Annotated in this window: 14 protein-coding genes; all 14 read right to left on the bottom strand. The window is 38.1% G+C overall.

The genetic code is table 11. The features are described 5' to 3' along the window. Window positions 1–11: 11 nt before the first annotated feature. Window positions 12–734 (bottom strand): GntR family transcriptional regulator, encoded by a 723-nt coding sequence (locus FGL66_RS03830; protein WP_180810275.1) that lies wholly within the window; start codon window positions 732–734, stop codon window positions 12–14. 3 nt (window positions 735–737) lie between these two features. After that, on the bottom strand, window positions 738–3,107 hold the full coding sequence (locus tag FGL66_RS03825; protein WP_180810274.1) for a DNA translocase FtsK: 2,370 nt from the start codon (window positions 3,105–3,107) through the stop codon (window positions 738–740). A 206-nt stretch (window positions 3,108–3,313) separates the two neighbouring features. Beyond that, entirely contained in the window at window positions 3,314–4,987 is a 1,674-nt protein-coding gene (rnjB, locus tag FGL66_RS03820; protein WP_180810273.1) for a ribonuclease J2, read from the bottom strand. 176 nt (window positions 4,988–5,163) lie between these two features. Next, on the bottom strand, window positions 5,164–7,257 hold the full coding sequence (pnp, locus tag FGL66_RS03815) for a polyribonucleotide nucleotidyltransferase (RefSeq protein WP_180810272.1): 2,094 nt from the start codon (window positions 7,255–7,257) through the stop codon (window positions 5,164–5,166). A gap of 155 nt (window positions 7,258–7,412) precedes the next feature. Further along, on the bottom strand, window positions 7,413–7,682 hold the full coding sequence (rpsO, locus tag FGL66_RS03810; RefSeq protein ID WP_180810271.1) for a 30S ribosomal protein S15: 270 nt from the start codon (window positions 7,680–7,682) through the stop codon (window positions 7,413–7,415). A gap of 103 nt (window positions 7,683–7,785) precedes the next feature. Next, the gene (locus FGL66_RS03805; RefSeq protein WP_180810270.1) at window positions 7,786–8,757 is read right to left on the bottom strand and encodes a bifunctional riboflavin kinase/FAD synthetase; all 972 of its coding nucleotides are present in this window, start codon (window positions 8,755–8,757) and stop codon (window positions 7,786–7,788) included. A gap of 16 nt (window positions 8,758–8,773) precedes the next feature. Further along, the gene (gene truB / locus FGL66_RS03800; protein ID WP_180810269.1) at window positions 8,774–9,691 is read right to left on the bottom strand and encodes a tRNA pseudouridine(55) synthase TruB; all 918 of its coding nucleotides are present in this window, start codon (window positions 9,689–9,691) and stop codon (window positions 8,774–8,776) included. A gap of 84 nt (window positions 9,692–9,775) precedes the next feature. Next, window positions 9,776–10,123 carry a 30S ribosome-binding factor RbfA gene (gene rbfA / locus FGL66_RS03795; protein ID WP_180810268.1) on the bottom strand — a complete coding sequence of 116 codons (348 nt, stop codon included), beginning with the start codon at window positions 10,121–10,123 and terminating at the stop codon, window positions 9,776–9,778. Between the two features lie 231 nt (window positions 10,124–10,354). Continuing rightward, complete coding sequence (gene infB, locus FGL66_RS03790; protein WP_180810267.1) at window positions 10,355–12,460, bottom strand: translation initiation factor IF-2; 2,106 nt, start codon at window positions 12,458–12,460, stop codon at window positions 10,355–10,357. A gap of 11 nt (window positions 12,461–12,471) precedes the next feature. After that, window positions 12,472–12,783: a YlxQ family RNA-binding protein gene (locus FGL66_RS03785; protein WP_180810266.1), complete on the bottom strand. Its 312-nt coding sequence runs from the start codon at window positions 12,781–12,783 to the stop codon at window positions 12,472–12,474. Continuing rightward, window positions 12,780–13,067, bottom strand: coding sequence for an RNase P modulator RnpM (gene rnpM / locus FGL66_RS03780; protein ID WP_180810265.1), 288 nt, complete (start codon window positions 13,065–13,067; stop codon window positions 12,780–12,782). The genes FGL66_RS03785 and rnpM overlap by 4 nt, the downstream gene beginning before the upstream one ends. Before the next feature lie 11 nt (window positions 13,068–13,078). After that, a complete protein-coding gene (nusA, locus tag FGL66_RS03775) occupies window positions 13,079–14,263 on the bottom strand; it encodes a transcription termination factor NusA (protein ID WP_180810264.1) in 1,185 nt (394 codons plus the stop codon). 22 nt (window positions 14,264–14,285) lie between these two features. Next, the gene (rimP, locus tag FGL66_RS03770) at window positions 14,286–14,753 is read right to left on the bottom strand and encodes a ribosome maturation factor RimP (protein ID WP_180810263.1); all 468 of its coding nucleotides are present in this window, start codon (window positions 14,751–14,753) and stop codon (window positions 14,286–14,288) included. Between the two features lie 124 nt (window positions 14,754–14,877). Further along, on the bottom strand, window positions 14,878–19,188 hold the full coding sequence (locus FGL66_RS03765; RefSeq protein WP_180810262.1) for a PolC-type DNA polymerase III: 4,311 nt from the start codon (window positions 19,186–19,188) through the stop codon (window positions 14,878–14,880). Window positions 19,189–19,456 lie beyond the last annotated feature (268 nt).

The raw sequence follows: 19,456 nt of genomic DNA, 5'->3' as shown, positions 1-19,456 counted from the left end.
CTCCTTTAACTTTATAACTCTAAACGTTTTCTTACTGTTTTAAATTTTACAAGGCTACTTTTAAAATAATTGAGCGAATACAAGATGGGTTGTCCCTCGCTTGTATAATGTACTTGTCTTAATAACATCAAGCCTTCATGTGGGTCCGCTTCTAATGCTTCAGATATATAAGGTTCATAACTAATTGTTTCTATTTCTGTTTCAGCATATGCAATAGATTGCTGCGTGGTCATCTCAATCGCTTTAAGTATCGATGGATGTTCATCATGATGGCTAAAATGTTGTAATACGTTGACTGCAACTTTATCTAAGCAATAAACAACAGGCTGCGTATTTGCAGTACGGATCCGTTCAATCACCGTAATAAAATGCCCCTGTTCCAAATTCATCACACGACAATCATCCAGCGAAGCCATCTCTTCATCTAGGCTTAAAACAACAGTGCCATGTTGATATCCTTTGTCTGAAATCATACGGCTAATGCTCATCAATTCATCAAGTGGATAGAAGAAAGGTTGTGGGATTTTCACACGTACCCCTTCTTCAAAATTTTCTGAGACGATTTGTTCAGTAACAAGTTCATGGATAGCCACTTGTACATCGTCTGTTTTGACTTCACAAGTGCGTGCCATCGTGAGTAAGCTCGGCAGTGATTCTCCCGGCTTTAAATGCTCTGCAACAATCTCTTGCAATATCCATTCTTTTACTTTATTGACATCTGGATTTACTGACACGACTTACACCTCTTCATTATTTAAATCAACTAGTATTTGTCTCGGTTTGCTGCCTTTTTGCGGACCAATCACTTGATTACGTTCAAGATCGTCCATAATACGAGAGGCTCGATTATAGCCAATTCGAAATTGCCGCTGTAATAGCGACGTGCTTGCTCGTTGTTGTTCAATGACAAACAAATACGCCTCTTTATAGAGCGGATCATCACTTTCTGCTACTTCTGTATCTACTTGCGCATCAGGTGTCATCTCTTTGACATAGTTCGCCTGTTGTTGCGCTACAACATAATCTACAACTTTTTGAACTTCACTATCACTTAAAAATGCACCTTGGACACGCGTACGTGTTGAACCCCCATTTTTGATAAAGAGCATATCACCTTTACCTAATAGCTTTTCAGCGCCTCCACTATCTATAATTGTTCGAGAGTCTGTTTGTGAGCCGACTGCGAATGCAATACGTGATGGAATATTGTTTTTTATCAAACCTGTAATCACATCAACAGAGGGTCTTTGTGTAGCAATGATCAGATGTATACCTGCTGCACGTGCCATTTGCGTAATACGTGTAATCGCTGTCTCAACATCTTTTCCTGCAACCATCATCAAGTCAGCAAGCTCATCTACAATTACAACAATATACGGTAACAATGGATGCTTCTCATCTAACGCTTCATTTTGGCGTTCAATGTATGCATTGTATCCTTTAATATTACGTGTACCTGAATGCTGAAATAAATCATAACGTCGTTCCATTTCACCCACAACTTTTTCCAATGCCTGCGATGCTTTGTGTGGGTTCGTTACGACGGGTGTTAATAAATGGGGAATCCCATTATATACATTCAATTCTACCATTTTAGGGTCAATCATCATTAACTTGACTTCATGTGGTTTGGCATTGAGTAATATGCTCGTAATCATACCATTGATACAGACCGATTTCCCACTCCCTGTTGAACCGGCTACAAGTAAATGTGGCATCTTATCTAACTCTGCTGTAATGGGTTCACCAGAAATATCTCGTCCAAGTGCGACTTCTAACTTGTTTGTTGTTGGAAACTTCTCATCCAACACTTCTTTTAATGTCACAAGTGATATCTGTTCATTAGGGACTTCAATACCTACTGCTGACTTACCCGGAATGGGTGCTTCAATGCGTATATCTTTAGCAGCGAGCGCTAATGCTAAATCACTGTGAAGATTAACAATACGACTGACTTTGACCCCTTGGGCGGGTTGAATCTCATACTGCGTCACAGCGGGTCCTACACGAATTTGGGTCACTTTTGCGTTCACACCAAAATTTTTGAGTGTTGTTTCTAAAAGTCTCCCTTTACGTTGAACATCTGCCTTCGCAATGGACTGTTGCTTTTTCGGTGCATCTAAAAGTGAAATCGGTGGTAATTGATAGGCTTGATTTTCTACTGCTCCTACTTGAGAAATCGATCGTCCCTCTTCTGATGCTTCACTGTTCGCTGCCTCATTCGTTGAAACTTGAGCATCATGCGATTGTGTTGCTTGTGTAACTGTACGTTGGCGTTTCGGTGGTTCTTGCTGTTCATCTTCATGCACTATGTTGTCAGATTGTGGAGGTTGATGCCTCAAAATCGGAATAGATGGCCCCTGCTCTTGTTCATCAACACCATGTACTTCTGGAAAGTCTGATACATCTTTGGGTGCCTTTTCTTGAGCGATACGCTGTTGACGTTTTGTCGCTTTCTTTTCTTCGTTTGCCATACGACGTTGTGCTCTATACTTGGTCATTTTAACATTTGCCGTTATTGCCCATTGTTTTATCAGTTCGAACCATTGTTTCCCAACATCTCTATGGCGTTTTTTGAGTAATAAAATCCCACTAGACAACAAGAGGATCAGTGTCAACAATACAACACCGGCAATGGAGATTAAAGAACCAAACAACTCTACGGCATAATAGCCTAACACCCCACCACCAAAGTTAGGGAAACTTTCCTCATTGTAACGTTGAAATACATAAGTGAGTACAGGTTCTCGTCTTGCTTGAATCCCCCCAGTCATTCGATAAAAGAGCTGTGCAAGAAAAAGAAGTGCCAACTGTAAAACGATAGATCCCGTTAATCGTCTTGTTTTTGGTAACTTCCCATTGTACGCTAGAAAGCCTGTCGCTAACAATACAAGCACATATGTTAAATAACGTGACCAACCGAATAAGTAATTAAATACACTATCCACCGCTACACCTACGATACCAAGTTGAAAAATACCAAGTGTTACAATAACCACAACGATCATGGCTAAAATAAAACGTATTGGGGAATCTTTTTGTTGCTTTTTAGAAGAACGTTTTTTACCGCGCGACGTTTGTGTTTTACGCTTCTTCGTTTGCGCCATGCATCGTCACCTGCTTCTTTCTTTCAAAATATGTATTGAGAATCACTATGCAAAAAAGCGAACCTACACTTTAAAACGGCTATACATTTCAAAGCGTAAGATTCGTTTTTGTTGAGCTATTATTTATGATAAAGCGTCAAATGAAAACCTTTATAGGTCTGATGATCGCTATCATCTTGATTTTGTACTTGCAACTCTAGTCTATGTTATATTTCAGAAATAACTGGAATGATCATTGGACGTCTACGCGTACTTTCGAATAATAATTTACTGATCTGGTCACGCATATTTTGTTTCATCTCTGACCATTCGATACGTTTTTCTTGTAAACCTGCTTCTACAATTTCGCGAACTTTATCTTCAGCTTCTTTTAATAAAGCTTCACTCTCACGCACATATACAAAGCCGCGTGATTGAATTTCAGGTCCTGCTGCAATGCGTTTGTTTTTAGGATCTAGTGTAACAACTGCGATAAAAATACCGTCTTCTGCTAATAAGTGACGATCTCGCAATACAATATTTCCAACATCACCTACACCGATACCATCGATTAAAACATTTCCTGCATTGACTTTTTCATTTAATGTCATATCTGTACCATCAAAGTTAATGACGTCACCAGATTCAACTAAGAAAATCTTCTCCGCCTCTACACCCGTTTCACTCGCTAACTTTGCATGTGCAATCTGCATTTTGAACTCGCCTTGTACCGGAATAAAGTATTCTGGCTTCATGATATTGAGCATCAGCTTCAGTTCTTCCATGCAGCCGTGACTTGAGGCGTGTATTTTTTTATTATTTGGAATGACAACGGCACCTGCACGAACGAGCTCGTTCAATGTATTACCGATAATGACTTCCATATTAGCTGAAGCTGTAATGGCTAAAAAGACTGAATCTCCTTGTTGGATATTCATAATTTTATGCTTATTTCGTGCCATTTGACTCAAGGCTTCTATCGGCTCGCCTTGCATACCCGTTGCAATAATAATCACTTCATTTTTAGGATAGTTTTCAACTTCATTAATCGGAACAAGTAAATCTTTTGGAATGTTGAAGTAACCCATCTTACGTGCAATGCTAAACGAGCTTTCTAAAGAACGTCCTAAGAATGATACTTTGCGATTGAGCTTGCTTGCAATGTTTAAAACTTGTTGAATGCGAATAAAGTTAGAAGCATAACACGACACGATAATGCGACCATGTGCTTTAGTGAACGCATCAAACATATGGCTTTCAATGACATTTTCTGGTGTGTTGTAGCCTGGTTTCTCAGCTTCTGTGGAATCACTTAACAATGCAAATACACCTTGATTGCCAATTTCTGCCATTTTTTTCAAGTCTGGTGCATAATGACCATGTAAACTTTGATCAAATTTAAACTCACCTGTATATACAATCGCACCATATGATGTATGAATACATACGCCTAAGCTATCAGGGATACTATGTGTCGTATTAAAAAACGTCACATTGACACCTTTAAAGCGCATCACAGATTCGTTATTCACGACATAATAGCGTATTTTTTTGTCGATTTGACGTGCGCGCATATTTTCTTTAATCAGTCCTACTGTCAGTTTCGAACCATAAACAGGCGCATCGACTTGCTCTAAAACGTAAGAAACTGCACCAATTGCATGTTCATGCCCATGTGTTAAAAAGATTCCTTTTAATTTATGTTTATTGTCAATGACGTATTGAATATCTGGAATAACGATATCAATACCTAACATTTCATCTTCTGGAAACTTCAACCCGGCATCTAACATGAACATTTCATCATCTACTTCTACAATGTACATATTTTTAGCAATTTCACCCACACCACCAAGAGGGATGATGCGTATATTTTTATTTTTCTTTTTTACTAAATTCAAAATGTTACCTCCTAATAAATATAAACCCGTCCATTATATAGTCACTCTTTATTATAGTTGATATTCAGAGCGCTGTACACTCTTAAAGCAGAAGTATACATGTCCCTCACCTAAATAAGAAAAAACGAGTTAGATCGTTGTGCGTCTAACTCGTTCTAATCATATCTGTTACATACTTATAACAAGACTTTGTGAGAAGCGTTAACACGACCTTGCTTGTCAATCTCAGTCACTTTTACTTCAAGTGTATCGCCAATCGCTAACTTATCCTCGACCTTATTAATACGTTCTTTAGCAATTTGTGAAATGTGGACGAGTGCATCTTTACCTGGGAACAACTCTACAAAAGCGCCAAACTTTTCAATACGTTTGACAGTCGCTTGATAGACTTGTCCTACTTCTGCTTCACGTACGATGCTTTCAATCCATTCACGCGCTTGATTAATCATATCTTGTTCAGTAGAACCGATGTAAACTGTACCGTCTTGTTCGATATCAAGTTTGACACCTGTCGCATCAATAATTTCATTGATTTGCTTGCCACCTGGTCCAATCACATCGCGAATCTTTTCGGGTTTGATTGTCATCATTTCTACTTTTGGTGCATATGCACTTAATTCAGTACGCGGTTGATCAATTGTTTCAAGCATGTGATCCAAAATAGCTAAACGCCCTTTACGTGCTTGTTCTAATGCTTCTTCGATAACCTCTTTCGTTAAACCATCTATTTTAATATCCATTTGTATTGCTGTGATACCTTCTTTTGTTCCTGCTACTTTGAAGTCCATATCACCAAGTGCATCTTCCATACCTTGAATATCTGTTAAAATGGTATAACTTTCTTCACGCGTTACAAGCCCCATCGCAATACCTGCTACTGGTGCTTTAATCGGTACACCTGCATCCATTAAAGCTAAAGTTGAGCCACAAATCGATGCTTGTGAAGATGATCCATTAGATTCTAAGACTTCACTTACAATACGCACTGTATAAGGAAATGCTTTTTCATCTGGAATAATATATCTTAATGCACGCTCACCTAATGCACCGTGACCAATTTCACGACGTCCCGGCGCACGTACTGGTCCTGTCTCGCCTACGGAAAAATTCGGGAAGTTATAATGATGCATAAAACGTTTATGCTCTTCTTCACCTAAGCCATCAATTAACTGATATTCAGAAATTGAACCTAATGTTAGAACAGATAACGCTTGTGTTTGACCACGTGTAAACAACCCTGAACCATGTGCGCGTGGCAATAAACCGACTTCAGAAGATAGCGGACGAATTTCATCTGGTTTTCTACCGTCCGGACGAATTTTTTCATCAGCGATCAGACGGCGTACTTCTGCTTTAATGAGGCTATTGACAATTGCACCAACCTCTTTTAACTTGGCTTCATTATCTGGATCTTCTTCATTTTCAAAGTTGGCCAGTATACGTTCTTTAATAGCATCTAAGTTCGCATCACGTGTTTGCTTATCAAATGTAAGAATAGCTTCATTAAGTCCTTCTGCTTTTGTCATTGCTTCGACATCATCAATTAATGCTTGATCTTTGTCTTCTGGTACAAATTCTTGTTTTTCAGGTTGTAATGTGTTAATAATTTCTGTTTGGAATGCACATAAACGCTTGATTTCTTCATGTCCAAATAAAATCGCATCTAGCATCTCTGCTTCGGTGATCTCACTGGCACCCGCTTCAACCATGTTCACTGCATCTTTATGCCCTGCTACTTCAAGGTCTAAGCGAGATACAGCCTGTTGCTCTAAGTTTGGGTTGATGACATATTCACCGTCAATATAACCTACATTGACACCTGCAATAGGGCCTTGGAATGGAATATCCGATACACTTAACGCCATAGATGAACCAATCATTGCTGCCATTTCAGGTGAACAGTTCGGATCTGCACTCAAAACAATATTCATAATTTGTACATCATGACGATAGCCGTCTGGAAAAAGTGGACGAATCGGTCTGTCAATTAAACGTGCTGTCAACGTCGCCTCATCTCCCGGACGTCCTTCACGTTTTTTAAAGCCCCCAGGAATTTTACCTGCTGCATACATTTTTTCTTCATAGTTCACGGTTAACGGGAAAAAGTCTCCGTCACGCGGCTCTTTAGATGCTGTTGCTGTTGATAATACAACTGTATCACCATAGCGTACAAGTACAGCACCATTTGCTTGTTTCGCCAATTGTCCCGTTTCGATTGTTAGCGGTTGATTCGCCCATTCCGTTTTAAAAACTTTCTTTTCTTGAGACATGATGAATCTCCTCTCCTACTGTTTAAACATGTCGTTCCTTTAGTCATAAAGTCATTATATCTTACATTATAAGTATTGGATAGTAAAAAAAGAAAGAAACCAATGAATGGGTTCCTTTCTTTTTATAATTATAACGTATACATTCGTCTTTAAAATTAACGACGGATACCTAATGATTTAATAAGTTCACGGTAACGTTGAACGTCTTTGTCACGTAAGTAGTTTAGTAAGTGACGACGACGACCTACCATTTTTAATAAACCACGACGTGAATGGTGGTCTTTTTTATGTGTGCGTAAATGGTCGTTTAACGCTGTGATTTCAGCAGTTAATACTGCGATTTGTACTTCTGGTGAACCCGTATCTGTTTCATGTGTACGGTATTCTTTAATTAATTCGTTTTTACGTTCTTGTGAAATTGCCATAAGTCAATTTCCTCCTTTAATGTTAATATGCCTTAATCTGAGTGAGGCGTCGGAGTTTCAACCTACCAAGACTAAGGTCGCTATTGTTTTTGTTCAATAGACTTTATATATTATATGATACATCATCTTCAAAATCAACTGCTAATAAATATTTCGCACGTTCTTTATCTTGATTAATCTGTGCAACAAGAGGATCAATACCATCAAACTTCATTTCAGGACGAATATAGTGATGCCACGTCACCGTAACACGCTCTCCGTAAATATCTTCATCAAAGTCAAAAATATTAACTTCTATGACAATCTGTGGCAAATCATCATGAAATGTTGGTTTAACACCTACATTACAAACGCCACGATATACTTTATGACCTGCACCCATGGTCAAGCTAACCGCATAGACGCCTTTTGTAGGTAACAAATAATCATCACTTAATTGAATATTTGCTGTTGGGAATCCAATCGTACGTCCTCTCTTTTCTCCTTGTACGACGGTGCCTTTGACTTGATAACGGTAGCCTAATGCTTCATTCGCAGCAGCGAGGTGCCCTTTTTTCAGTGCTTGTCGAATTGCTGTTGTCGAAATCTTCTCACCGTTCAAATCTTGCTTGCCTACCGTGATACATTCTATCTCTTCACAATACTCTTGTAACATTGCCATGTTCCCTTTGCCATATTTGCCAAATGTAAAGTCAAACCCTGCTACAACAACTTGGACATGATTGTTCACAAGATACTCTTGGATAAAACGATCCGGTGGGACTTCCGCAAAACGACTTGAGAAGTTAACAACAAGACAATAGTCAATCCCCTGCTCACGTAACAACGCTATTTTATCATCAAGTGGTGTAAGATACGTTGTGCGTTTTTGTTTAGGATTTAATACAACAGAGGGATGTGGATCAAAAGTCATCACTGCTTTTTTTAGTCCTCGTGATTGGGCAACTGTATCTAATTGATTAAAAAGTGCTTGATGCCCTCGATGCAAACCATCAAAGAAGCCTAAAGCAATCGCAATATCCTCTTGTATATATTGTTCTTTCTGTATAGGATGTGTGATTTCAATAACTTGCATAATCCATGTCTCTCCTTTAGTTAAATACCTTTTTCGGTTTAATCTCATTGACACGTGATGGATGCTGCTCATAAATAGCCAATACTTTATCAGTCGACTGTTCTATAAATACGAATGCGTCTTTAACTGTAATATTCAACTGATGACGTTGAAATTTTTGACCATTTTGAATACGTTGGATCCATTTCGAATCTGACACAGTATAAAAAGGCAATGCTTGTAAGCCATATTGGATTGGTAAAAGACTTTGTGTTAATGTGCCTACTTCATGTTGTTGTGCGATATCTTCTAGTGACAATGCTTGTACGATGTCGAATCCACCACTATTCGTCCGTGTTAACTTTGACATATGTGCTGGGAATCCAAGCGCTCGACCAATATCTGTTGCGAGTGTTCGTATGTATGTACCCTTACCACAAGTGACTTCTATTTCGAATATTGCACAATGATTCTCAATCACCACATCACGCTTACGTTGGATAGATTGAATATGGACTTGGCGTTCTGGACGCTCTACCGTTTCACCACGACGTGCATATTCATAAAGCTTCTTGCCATTGACTTTGACTGACGAATACATCGGAGGAATCTGTGTAATCCAGCCTTCAAACTGCGTCAAGACCTTATCTACTTGGACATTGTTCAGCATCGTTGCATCAACAGCTCGGCGCTCTAACACCTCACCTGTTTGATCTTCTGTCGTTGTAGATAGACCCACTGTCACTTCAGCATAATATGTCTTACCCATATCCATAATATAGTCACTGATTTTCGTCGCTTGCCCTAAACAAATAGGCAAAACACCATCTACCTCTGGATCAAGTGTACCGGTATGACCTATCTTTTTCATTTTTAGAATTTTGCGTAATTTAAACACCACATCATGACTCGTTAATCCCCGAGGTTTGTAGACAGGTAATATACCGTCATACATCTATCACACACTCCTTTTTACAATACATATAAAGGCTAGGACATACATATCGTTCAGACTGCATGACATATCCTAGCCCCATCTTTATTCATCATTTTTGTGTAATCCCTGAATTAATTGTTCGATACGATTACCATATTCAATGGATTCATCATATTCAAACTGCAACTCTGGCACAATACGAAGACGAATGCGTTGCCCAAGTTCTGATTTTAAGAATCCTTTGGCCTTTTCTAAACCTTTAAATGTATCTTGGCGTGCTTTGTCATTACCAAGCACTGTAAAATAAACCTTTGCTAATGACAAATCATTTGTAGGTTGTACATCGGTAATCGTTAAGAAACCTACACGTGGATCTTTCAACTTATTATTGATGATGTCCATCAGTTCTTTTTTCATCTGTTCACCAACGCGTTCTGCTCTCATGTTCATGTCTCTCACCTCTTTACTTTTCAATATAAACATGCCATCGACTTCAATTCACCATTATATATGACCGAGTAAAGCTACGTCAACGATAGGTGTTTGGAGTTCATATAGGAATGCTTCTACTATTGACACTTATTGGGTTGCCAATACTTTATTAAAGTTTCTATAAGACTGACAGAACAAAACGCCGAGCCTCCCTTTCAGGAGTATCGACGTCTTATTTTTTACCTTCTATTATTTACGTTCGATTTCAACCATGATGTAGACTTCTATAATATCGCCTTCTTTGAGGTCGTTAAACTTCTCGATTGTAATACCACATTCATAGCCTTGTGAGACTTCTTTAGCATCATCTTTAAAGCGTTTCAATGAATCTAACTCACCTTCAAAGATCACGATGCCATCACGGATTACACGTACACTTGAATCGCGTGTGATTTTACCGTCCGTAACATAACTACCTGCGATTGTACCTACTTTAGATACTTTGAATGTTTGACGTACTTCGGCTTGACCAATCACTTTTTCTTCATATTCTGGATCCAGCATACCTTTCATTGCTGATTCGATTTCTTCAATGACATTGTAGATAACACGATGTAGACGCATATCTACGTTTTCTTCTTCAGCTGCACGTTTTGCTCCTGCATCTGGACGTACGTTAAAGCCGATAATAATACCATTTGAGGCATTTGCAAGTGTGACATCTGATTCATTAATTGCACCTGTTGCCGTATGAATAATACGCACATTCACACCTTCAACATCGATTTTCATAAGTGACGCTGCTAATGCTTCAACTGAGCCTTGAACGTCTCCTTTGATGATGACATTTAAGTCTTTCATTTCACCTTGTTTCATTTGTTCAAACAAGTTATCTAATGATACATTTTTGCTTTCTTGACGCTGTTGTAAAATACTTTCTTGTTCACGTGCTTCACCAATACGGCGTGCTTTTTTCTCGTCTTCAAAGACAACAAAACGATCACCTGCTTGTGGTACTGCACTTAAACCTGTAATCTCAACAGGTGTAGATGGCCCCGCTGTTTTAATACGTTTACCTAAATCATTGACCATCGCACGTACTTTACCGTGTGTGTTGCCTACAACGATGGCATCGCCAACATTTAGCGTTCCATTTTGAACAAGTAATGACGCTGCTGGTCCACGTGATTTATCTAGCTCTGCTTCAATCACTGTACCTACTGCTGGTTTATTGGCATTCGCTTTCAACTCTTGAACTTCTGACACGAGTACAAGCATCTCTAACAAGTCGTCAATACCTTCACCACTTAGAGCTGAGAGTGGTACAAAGATTGTATCGCCACCCCAATCTTCAGGAATTAAGTTATACTCTGCTAATTCCTGCATGACACGATCTGGATTTGCAGTCGGTTTATCGATTTTATTCACTGCGACAATAATCGGTACTTCTGCCTCTTTAGCGTGGTTAATCGCTTCAATTGTTTGAGGCATGACACCATCATCTGCAGCAACCACAAGAATCGTAATATCTGTCACTTGCGCACCACGTGCACGCATCGTTGTAAATGCTGCGTGACCCGGTGTATCTAAGAACGTGATTTTATTACCTTTGTTTTCAATTTGGTATGCACCGATATGTTGTGTGATACCGCCTGCTTCTCCTGCTGTTACGTGCGTATGACGAATTGAGTCAAGCAATGTTGTTTTACCATGGTCAACGTGTCCCATAATTGTAACAACTGCTGGACGTTCTACTGCCGCTTCATCTTCTTCAACATCTTCAAAATAAATATCTAAGTCATTATCATCAATAATCACTTCTTCTTCTAATTCAACACCATAGTCTGAAGCGATTAATTCAAGTGCTTCAATATCTAATGATTGGTTGATATTTGCCATAATGCCTAATAAGAATAACTTTTTAATAATTTCTGATGAATCTACGCCTAACTTTCCAGCTAACTCACCCACAGTAATGCCTTCTGTATACGTGATTTTTGATGGCATTTCTTTAGGCTCTGCAGGTTTTTGTTGTTGTGGTTGATTTTTCTTGTTGTTTTTCTGATTCTTTTTATTTTTCTTGTTGTTAGCATGATTGGCTTTATTATTTTTTTGTTGTTGATTGTTTTGATTTTTGCCTTTATTTTGTTGCTGTTTTTGTTTTGGTGCTGTTTCTTTTTTATCGTTTGAAGTTTGGCTTTTTTTAAACGCCTTATCTAAGATTTTTACATGATCTGCTTCTAATGCTTGCATATGATTCGAAACATTTACGCCATTTTTTTTCAATTCATCAATAGCATCTTTGCTTTTGATATTAAGTTCTTTTGCATATTCATATATTCTTTGTTTACTCATTCAACCACTCCTTACTTGTCTTCATCGATCATCGTGATCAACTTTTTTGCAAAGCCTTGATCTGTAATGCCGATATTGACACGCGCCTGTTTCCCCATCGCTTTACCTAAATCATATCGATTGCTCACCATTCGATACGGTATGCGATAAGTTGTACATTTGTTTTCTAATATTTTTTTTGTATTGTTCGATGCATCTTCAGCGATTAACACTAACTTTAATCGTTGCTTCTTAATTTCTGTTAATAAAACCGATTCGCCTGTCTTAACTTTGCCAGCACGCATAGCAATCCCTAAAAAATTCAAAAATTGTTGTTGATTCATTTTGTAGGTATCTCTTCCCGATAGATCAATCGAATAATCTCTTTATATACAGGTTCTAGTGTTTCCTGTGATACTTTAAAAAATTGTTCGAGCTTTTGTGCTTGTTGTGCTTGCTCTACAAGTGCTACATCTTTACTGACATACGCACCACGTCCCTGCATTTTACCTGTTGCATCTGCTGCGATGTCACCTTCTTTGTTTTGTACAACACGAATCATATCTTTTTTAGGCTTCATCTCATTAGATAAAATACATTTACGCATAGGAATTTTACGTTTTTTCATGAAAATCCCTCCTATTCCTGTTCCACTTCATCCTCTATATTCAATGGTGTTTGTTCTGTATGTTGTTCTAATACGTCTGTTTCTTCCGCTGGCACTTCCTCATCTTCAACAACTGCTTTATCTTCATCAGTCGTTGATTGTAATTGATCAAGACCGAGTGCTTTAGCATCTGTTTCAGATTTAATATCAATTTTCCAACCTGTTAATTTAGCTGCAAGTCGTGCATTTTGACCACGCTTACCAATTGCCAATGACAGTTGATAATCTGGCACGATAACTGTTGTAGATTGATTTTCCTCATCCACAATAACGTCAACCACTTGTGATGGACTTAATGCATTGCGCACAAATACTTTTGGATCTGCATCCCATTGTACAATATCAATCTTTTCGCCACCAAGCTCTTCAACCACAGCCTCAACACGTGCACCTTTTGCACCCACACACGCACCAACAGCATCAATATCACCATTTTCAGCATATACACTGATTTTCGAGCGATCTCCTGCTTCACGTGCAACAGACTTCACTTCAACTGTACCTTCAAAAATTTCTGGTACTTCTTGTTCGAACAAACGCTTGAGTAATCCTGGATGACTACGCGATACAAAAATTTGAGGTCCTTTAGTTGTTTGTTCTACTTTGTTAACATATACTTTAATGCGTTCATTAGGAATATATGATTCGTTTGGACTGCGCTCTGCTTCTGACAATACGGCTTCTGTTCTGCCGAGATTAACATATACATAACGGTGATCGACACGGTCAATAACACCTGTCACTATGTCATCTTCTTTATCAATAAACTCTTCATATAAAATTTCACGTTCCGCATCACGTAAACGTTGCATCACTGCTTGTTTCGCAGCTTGTGCACCTACACGTCCAAAGTCTTTCGGTGTAACATCTTCTTCATAAATATCACCAATTTCATATGCAGGGTTTTTGACTAACGCTGTTGAAATATCAACTTCTTCACGATCATCCATGACTTCTTCAACAACTTCTTTACGTGCAATAACATGGAATGTTCCATTATCTAAACTCAGTTCTACACGAACATTACGCGCACTCTCATAATTCTTTTTATATGCTGTAATTAATGCCGCTTCAATCGCATCAATCAATACTTCTCTTGGAATTCTTTTTTCTTTTTCTAAATACTCGGTTGCTAATAATAGTTCATTACTTTTCACAAATCTTCCTCCTTACAATGCATCAAAGCATGACTGCATGACGCGCTTTTGCAATTTTCTCACGCGGTATTGTAATTATTTTTGATTTTGCTTTAATTTTCACGGTCATTTCAATGGTTTCCTCTGTGACAGATGTCAATGTACCTAACCATTCCTTATCACCTTCAATTGGTGCATACAACGATACAAATACAGGCTTATCAATCGCTTGTTGATAATCTTTTTCTTTTTTTATAGGTCGTTCTGCACCCGGTGAAGCGACATCTAAATAATACGCTTGTGCAATCGGATCATGCTCATCCATCACCACACTAATGTGTTCAGATGCGCGTGTACAATCATTGAGATCTACACCACCCGGTTTATCAATTGAAATGCGTAAATAGTGATCGCGCCCTTCTTTTACAAATTCTACATCTACGAGTTCATACCCTAATTCATCAAGGACAGGTTGTATCAATGTTTCAACTTGCTCTGTAACTTTACTCATACTTGCCCCCTTATCAGTAACATACAAACAGAAAAGAGCGGGTAACACCCACTCTTTCTGCTTGAGTCCATTTTTATAAGCACCATTATTATATCACATATGTACTACTACGACAAATGCAATGTTACATATCAAAAATAGAAAGCTGTGCTTTATCTGGCATATCGGGTAACGAACCTAAATCATCTAAATACTCGATGACCTTCGCTGATACACCCGCTTTTTTGTTTAAATCTTCTTTGGATAAAAAGGGACCTTCTTCACGTGCTTCTACAATGCGTTGTGCAACGTTTTCACCTAGCCCCGGTACTGCAATAAATGGTGGAATCAATGTATCTCCTTCAATAATGAACTCAAATGCCTTACTCTTTTCAAGATGAACAGGCTGCATCTTAAATCCACGATGTGCCATTTCGTTCATAATCTCTAACACTGTTAGTACATCTTTTTCCTTTTTACCTAAGTCCATATAACGTGCATACATATCTTTTACTGTATTTCTTATACTGTCTTTATCTTTAACCATTGTCAATAAATCAAAGTCTGATGCTCGAACAGTAAAATAGCTCGCATAGTAATAGAGCGGATGATGTACTTTGAAATAAGCAATGCGAACAGCCATTAATACGTAAGCCGCAGCATGGGCTTTCGGGAACATATATTTAATCTTTTTACATGAATCTAAATACCATTCTGGTACATTGTTTTCACGCATAACATCTTCCCATTCATCAGATAAACCTTTACCTTTACGCACTGATTCCATAATTTTAAAGGCGAGTGATGGCTCTAGTCCGGCATACATTAAATACACCATAATATCATCACGACAACCGATACAGCTGGATAGTGTACATGTTCCACTACGCACTAAGTCTTGAGCGTTACCTAACCATACATCTGTTCCATGCGAAAGCCCTGAAATTTGGACTAACTCTGAAAAAGTAGTTGGCTTTGTATCTTCTAACATTTGACGTACAAAACCTGTACCAAACTCTGGCACGCCAAATGTTCCTGTTTTTGCCAATATTTCATCTTCGGTTACACCCAGTGTCTCAGGTGAGCTGAAAATCCCCATCGTTTCTTTATCATCAACTGGAATCGTTTTGGGATCAATCCCTGACAAATCTTGCAGCATGCGAATCATCGTTGGATCATCGTGACCGAGTATATCTAGCTTCAATACATTATCATGAATCGAATGGAAGTCAAAATGCGTCGTCATCCATGCTGAATTCTGCGCATCTGCCGGATATTGAATCGGTGTAAAATCATAAATATCCATATAATCTGGGACAACGATAATACCACCAGGGTGTTGTCCCGTTGTTCGTTTAACACCTGTGCATCCCTTAACAAGGCGATCCACTTCAGCACCTCGTTTGTGGATGCCTTGATCATTTAAATAACCTTTAACAAAACCAAATGCAGTTTTTTCAGCGACTGTACCAATTGTTCCAGCACGATAAACATAGTCTTCACCAAATAGCACTTTTGTATAGTTATGTGCATGAGGTTGATATTCTCCACTAAAGTTTAAATCAATATCAGGAACTTTATCTCCTTTGAATCCTAAAAATGTTTCAAATGGAATATCTTGACCTTCTTTAATAAATTCCGTACCGCATTCACATATTTTATCTGGTAAGTCAAATCCTGAACCGACTGATCCATCATTGAAAAACTCACTCTTTTTACATTTCGGACAAATATAATGCGGCGGAAGCGGGTTCACTTCAGTAATTTCAGTCATTGTTGCTACAAAACTTGAGCCGACTGATCCTCGTGAACCTACTAAATAACCATCTTCTAATGATTTTTTTACAAGTCGTTGCGAAATCAAATAAATGACCGCAAAGCCGTTTCCAATAATGCTGTCCAGCTCTTTTTCAAGGCGATCAATAACAATTTGTGGCAAGTCTTCTCCATATAATTGTTTTGCATTATTATAGCTCATTTCACGAATTTCTTCATTCGCACCTTCCATATTAGGTGTATATAATTTATCTTTAATCGGTACGACTTCTTCAATACGCTCTGCTAAAGCACGTGTATTAGTCACAACAACTTCTTTTGCTCGCGCTTCTCCTAAAAAATGAAATGCATCTAACATCTCATCTGTTGTTCTAAAGTGCGCTTCTGGCAATGTCGAACGATTCAGTGGATTACCCGGTTGTGATGCGATTAAAATTTTACGTGCAATGCCATCATGTTCGTGTAAATAATGAACATTGCCTGTTGCTATCACAGGGATATTGTTAGTTTGACCGACTTGTAGTATACGTTCATAAATTTCTACAAGTGTTTCATTATCTCGAATTAATTCACGATCTAACAAATCTTGATATAGCGCAGGTGGCTGAATTTCAATATAATCATAGTATTTTGCAATTTTCTCAACTTCTGATTGATCACGTTGCATCACTGCTGTAAATACTTCTCCCTCATCACAAGCTGTACCCACTAATATCCCTTCACGATATTCATCCAATACGGAACGTGGAATTCTAGGTGTGCGATAAAAATATTTAACTAAGGATTGGCTGACAATCTTAAATAAGTTTTTAAGACCCACTTGATTTTGAACAATTAATGTCACATGTTGTGGACGTGCACGTTTATATGCATCTTCATTCGAAAGCTTTTGATTAATGTCTTGATGATTGTAAACTTCTAGCGCTTTAAGTTGTGCTAACATCTTCACAAAAATATATGCAGTTGCTTCCGTATCATAGATCGCCCTATGGTGCTGTGTCAGTTCAACACCATATTTTTTAGCCAAGAAGTTCAAACCATGTTTCCCATAGCTTGTATTAATCGTTCGTGACAACTCAAGCGTATCTATAACGCCATTCGTTGATGGACCGAATCCAAGACGCTCATAACCTGTATCAATAAATCCCATATCAAACGAAGCATTATGCGCAACAAATATTGCATCACCAACCCATGTTTTAAACTCTGTCAAAACGGTTTCTATTTCTGGTGCATCTTTCAACATATCATCATGAATATGTGTCAGGTTTTTAATGGTTTCAGATAATTTTTCATGAGGATTGCTAAAACGTTCAAATTTATCAATAATCTCTCCATCTTTTACTTTGACTGCCGCAAGTTCAATAATTTTATCATATTGATTCGATAAGCCTGTTGTCTCAACATCAAAGACAACGTATGTTGCATCTGCTAACATCACATCAGTCGGTTTATATGCAATTGGAACACCATCATCTACAAGCATTCCTTCCATGCCATATATCATTTTAATACCATGCTTTTGTGCCGCTGCATACGCATCTGGATATGCTTGTACAACATTATGATCAGTGACAGCAATAGCTTCATGTCCCCACTTCTTAGCTTGTGCAACATAGTCAGCAATATGCGTCACACCATCCATTTGACTCATTGCAGTATGAAGGTGAAACTCTACACGTTTTTCATCCGCTTTATCTTGTTTAGGCGTATGCTTAACTGCTTCAATATCCGACATCATCATTACAAGATCTCGAATATACATATCTTCTTCTATACGCCCCTGTGCACGAATCCATTGACCTTCTGATAACGCTTTGAAATGTTCTAAGTCATCTTTATTTTTACGTGTAAACATTTTTAAAACGAGAGAATCCGTATAATCTGTTACTTTCAATTCAACAATATGGCGTCCACTTTTTAATTCTTTTAAATTGATGTCAAAAATAACGCCTTCAATTGCAACTTTAAATTCTTCTTCAATAATCTCTGAAATAGGACGTATATTTTCAATATGTATGGGCTTTCCTATTTGACACTTATCGACCGTGATACCTTGCTCTTCTTGTTGCGCTCTCTGTTCTTTCATCTTTTCAATTTTTTCAGTTGCTTCTCTTGCACTTTGTTCATCTTCTTGTTGTATATGTGCTTCAAGGGAGGCAAGTTCATCTTCTTGTCCCGTCGTATCTGTTTCAAAAACAACTTTATCTATTTGAAAACCACAGCGCTGTATCGCACGTACAAGGCTTCCATTGCATACTTTATCAAAATGATTACGCTCAATATCATTTTGTACCATCACTTTGACAATATGACCTGAAATAATGATACGTTTTTGACGGAGTTGTCCTTTTACCTTAGGTGACAATGCTGTTTGATCGATACAATCCCCAAAATACTTGAGGAGTTGTTCATCTTGATTTGCTGCTGATTGAACACTGATCCGCCAGTCTACTGAGGCAATATGTTGAAACGTTTCTTTCATCGCATGTGTAAATACCACATAATCTTCATAACGCATTAAATATGGAAGTGTAATATGAAATGTCCATGCCCGTGAATGCTCCGATACGTCGACACGTGTTAATTCACTTTTTTCAATAATGTCTTGATCTAAGTGTTCTTGCATATTCAATTGTTTAAGAAGAATTTGAAACTTTTCTTGGTTTTGTAAGCTCATGTTTCAATCCACCTTCTACTCTAAAAATCGTAACTTCTACCATTATCTCTTTTGCTCATGCTAAAGATACGAATAGGCTGGGATCACATCTTGTTCCCAGCCTTCTTATTTAAAATCATAAATCGAGATGACCCTAGTCATTATTGTATGATAACCATTTGTAAATGACAGTAGATGTCTAAAGTGAAAATGCATTTCAACAAGATTTTCACTTTAAGCCACCTCTGCTGTACGAGATTATGAAAGCTTTTCTGTAAAATCATCTTTC

The organism is Staphylococcus sp. 17KM0847, assembly GCF_013463155.1.
Lineage (GTDB): Bacteria > Bacillota > Bacilli > Staphylococcales > Staphylococcaceae > Staphylococcus.
The sequence above is the reverse complement of the archived record's forward strand: the minus strand, read 5'-3'. Positions and strand labels throughout refer to the sequence as shown.

Coding starts and splice junctions, on each gene's coding strand:
- FGL66_RS03825 (WP_180810274.1), bottom strand. CDS start 3,107: ATGGCGCAAACGAAGAAGCGTAAAACACAAACGTCGCGCGGTAAAAAA.
- FGL66_RS03785 (WP_180810266.1), bottom strand. CDS start 12,783: ATGAATCAACAACAATTTTTGAATTTTTTAGGGATTGCTATGCGTGCT.
- FGL66_RS03805 (WP_180810270.1), bottom strand. CDS start 8,757: ATGCAAGTTATTGAAATCACACATCCTATACAGAAAGAACAATATATA.
- FGL66_RS03765 (WP_180810262.1), bottom strand. CDS start 19,188: ATGAGCTTACAAAACCAAGAAAAGTTTCAAATTCTTCTTAAACAATTG.
- rnpM (WP_180810265.1), bottom strand. CDS start 13,067: ATGAAAAAACGTAAAATTCCTATGCGTAAATGTATTTTATCTAATGAG.
- infB (WP_180810267.1), bottom strand. CDS start 12,460: ATGAGTAAACAAAGAATATATGAATATGCAAAAGAACTTAATATCAAA.
- truB (WP_180810269.1), bottom strand. CDS start 9,691: ATGTATGACGGTATATTACCTGTCTACAAACCTCGGGGATTAACGAGT.
- pnp (WP_180810272.1), bottom strand. CDS start 7,257: ATGTCTCAAGAAAAGAAAGTTTTTAAAACGGAATGGGCGAATCAACCG.
- rpsO (WP_180810271.1), bottom strand. CDS start 7,682: ATGGCAATTTCACAAGAACGTAAAAACGAATTAATTAAAGAATACCGT.
- rbfA (WP_180810268.1), bottom strand. CDS start 10,123: ATGAACATGAGAGCAGAACGCGTTGGTGAACAGATGAAAAAAGAACTG.
- rimP (WP_180810263.1), bottom strand. CDS start 14,753: ATGAGTAAAGTTACAGAGCAAGTTGAAACATTGATACAACCTGTCCTT.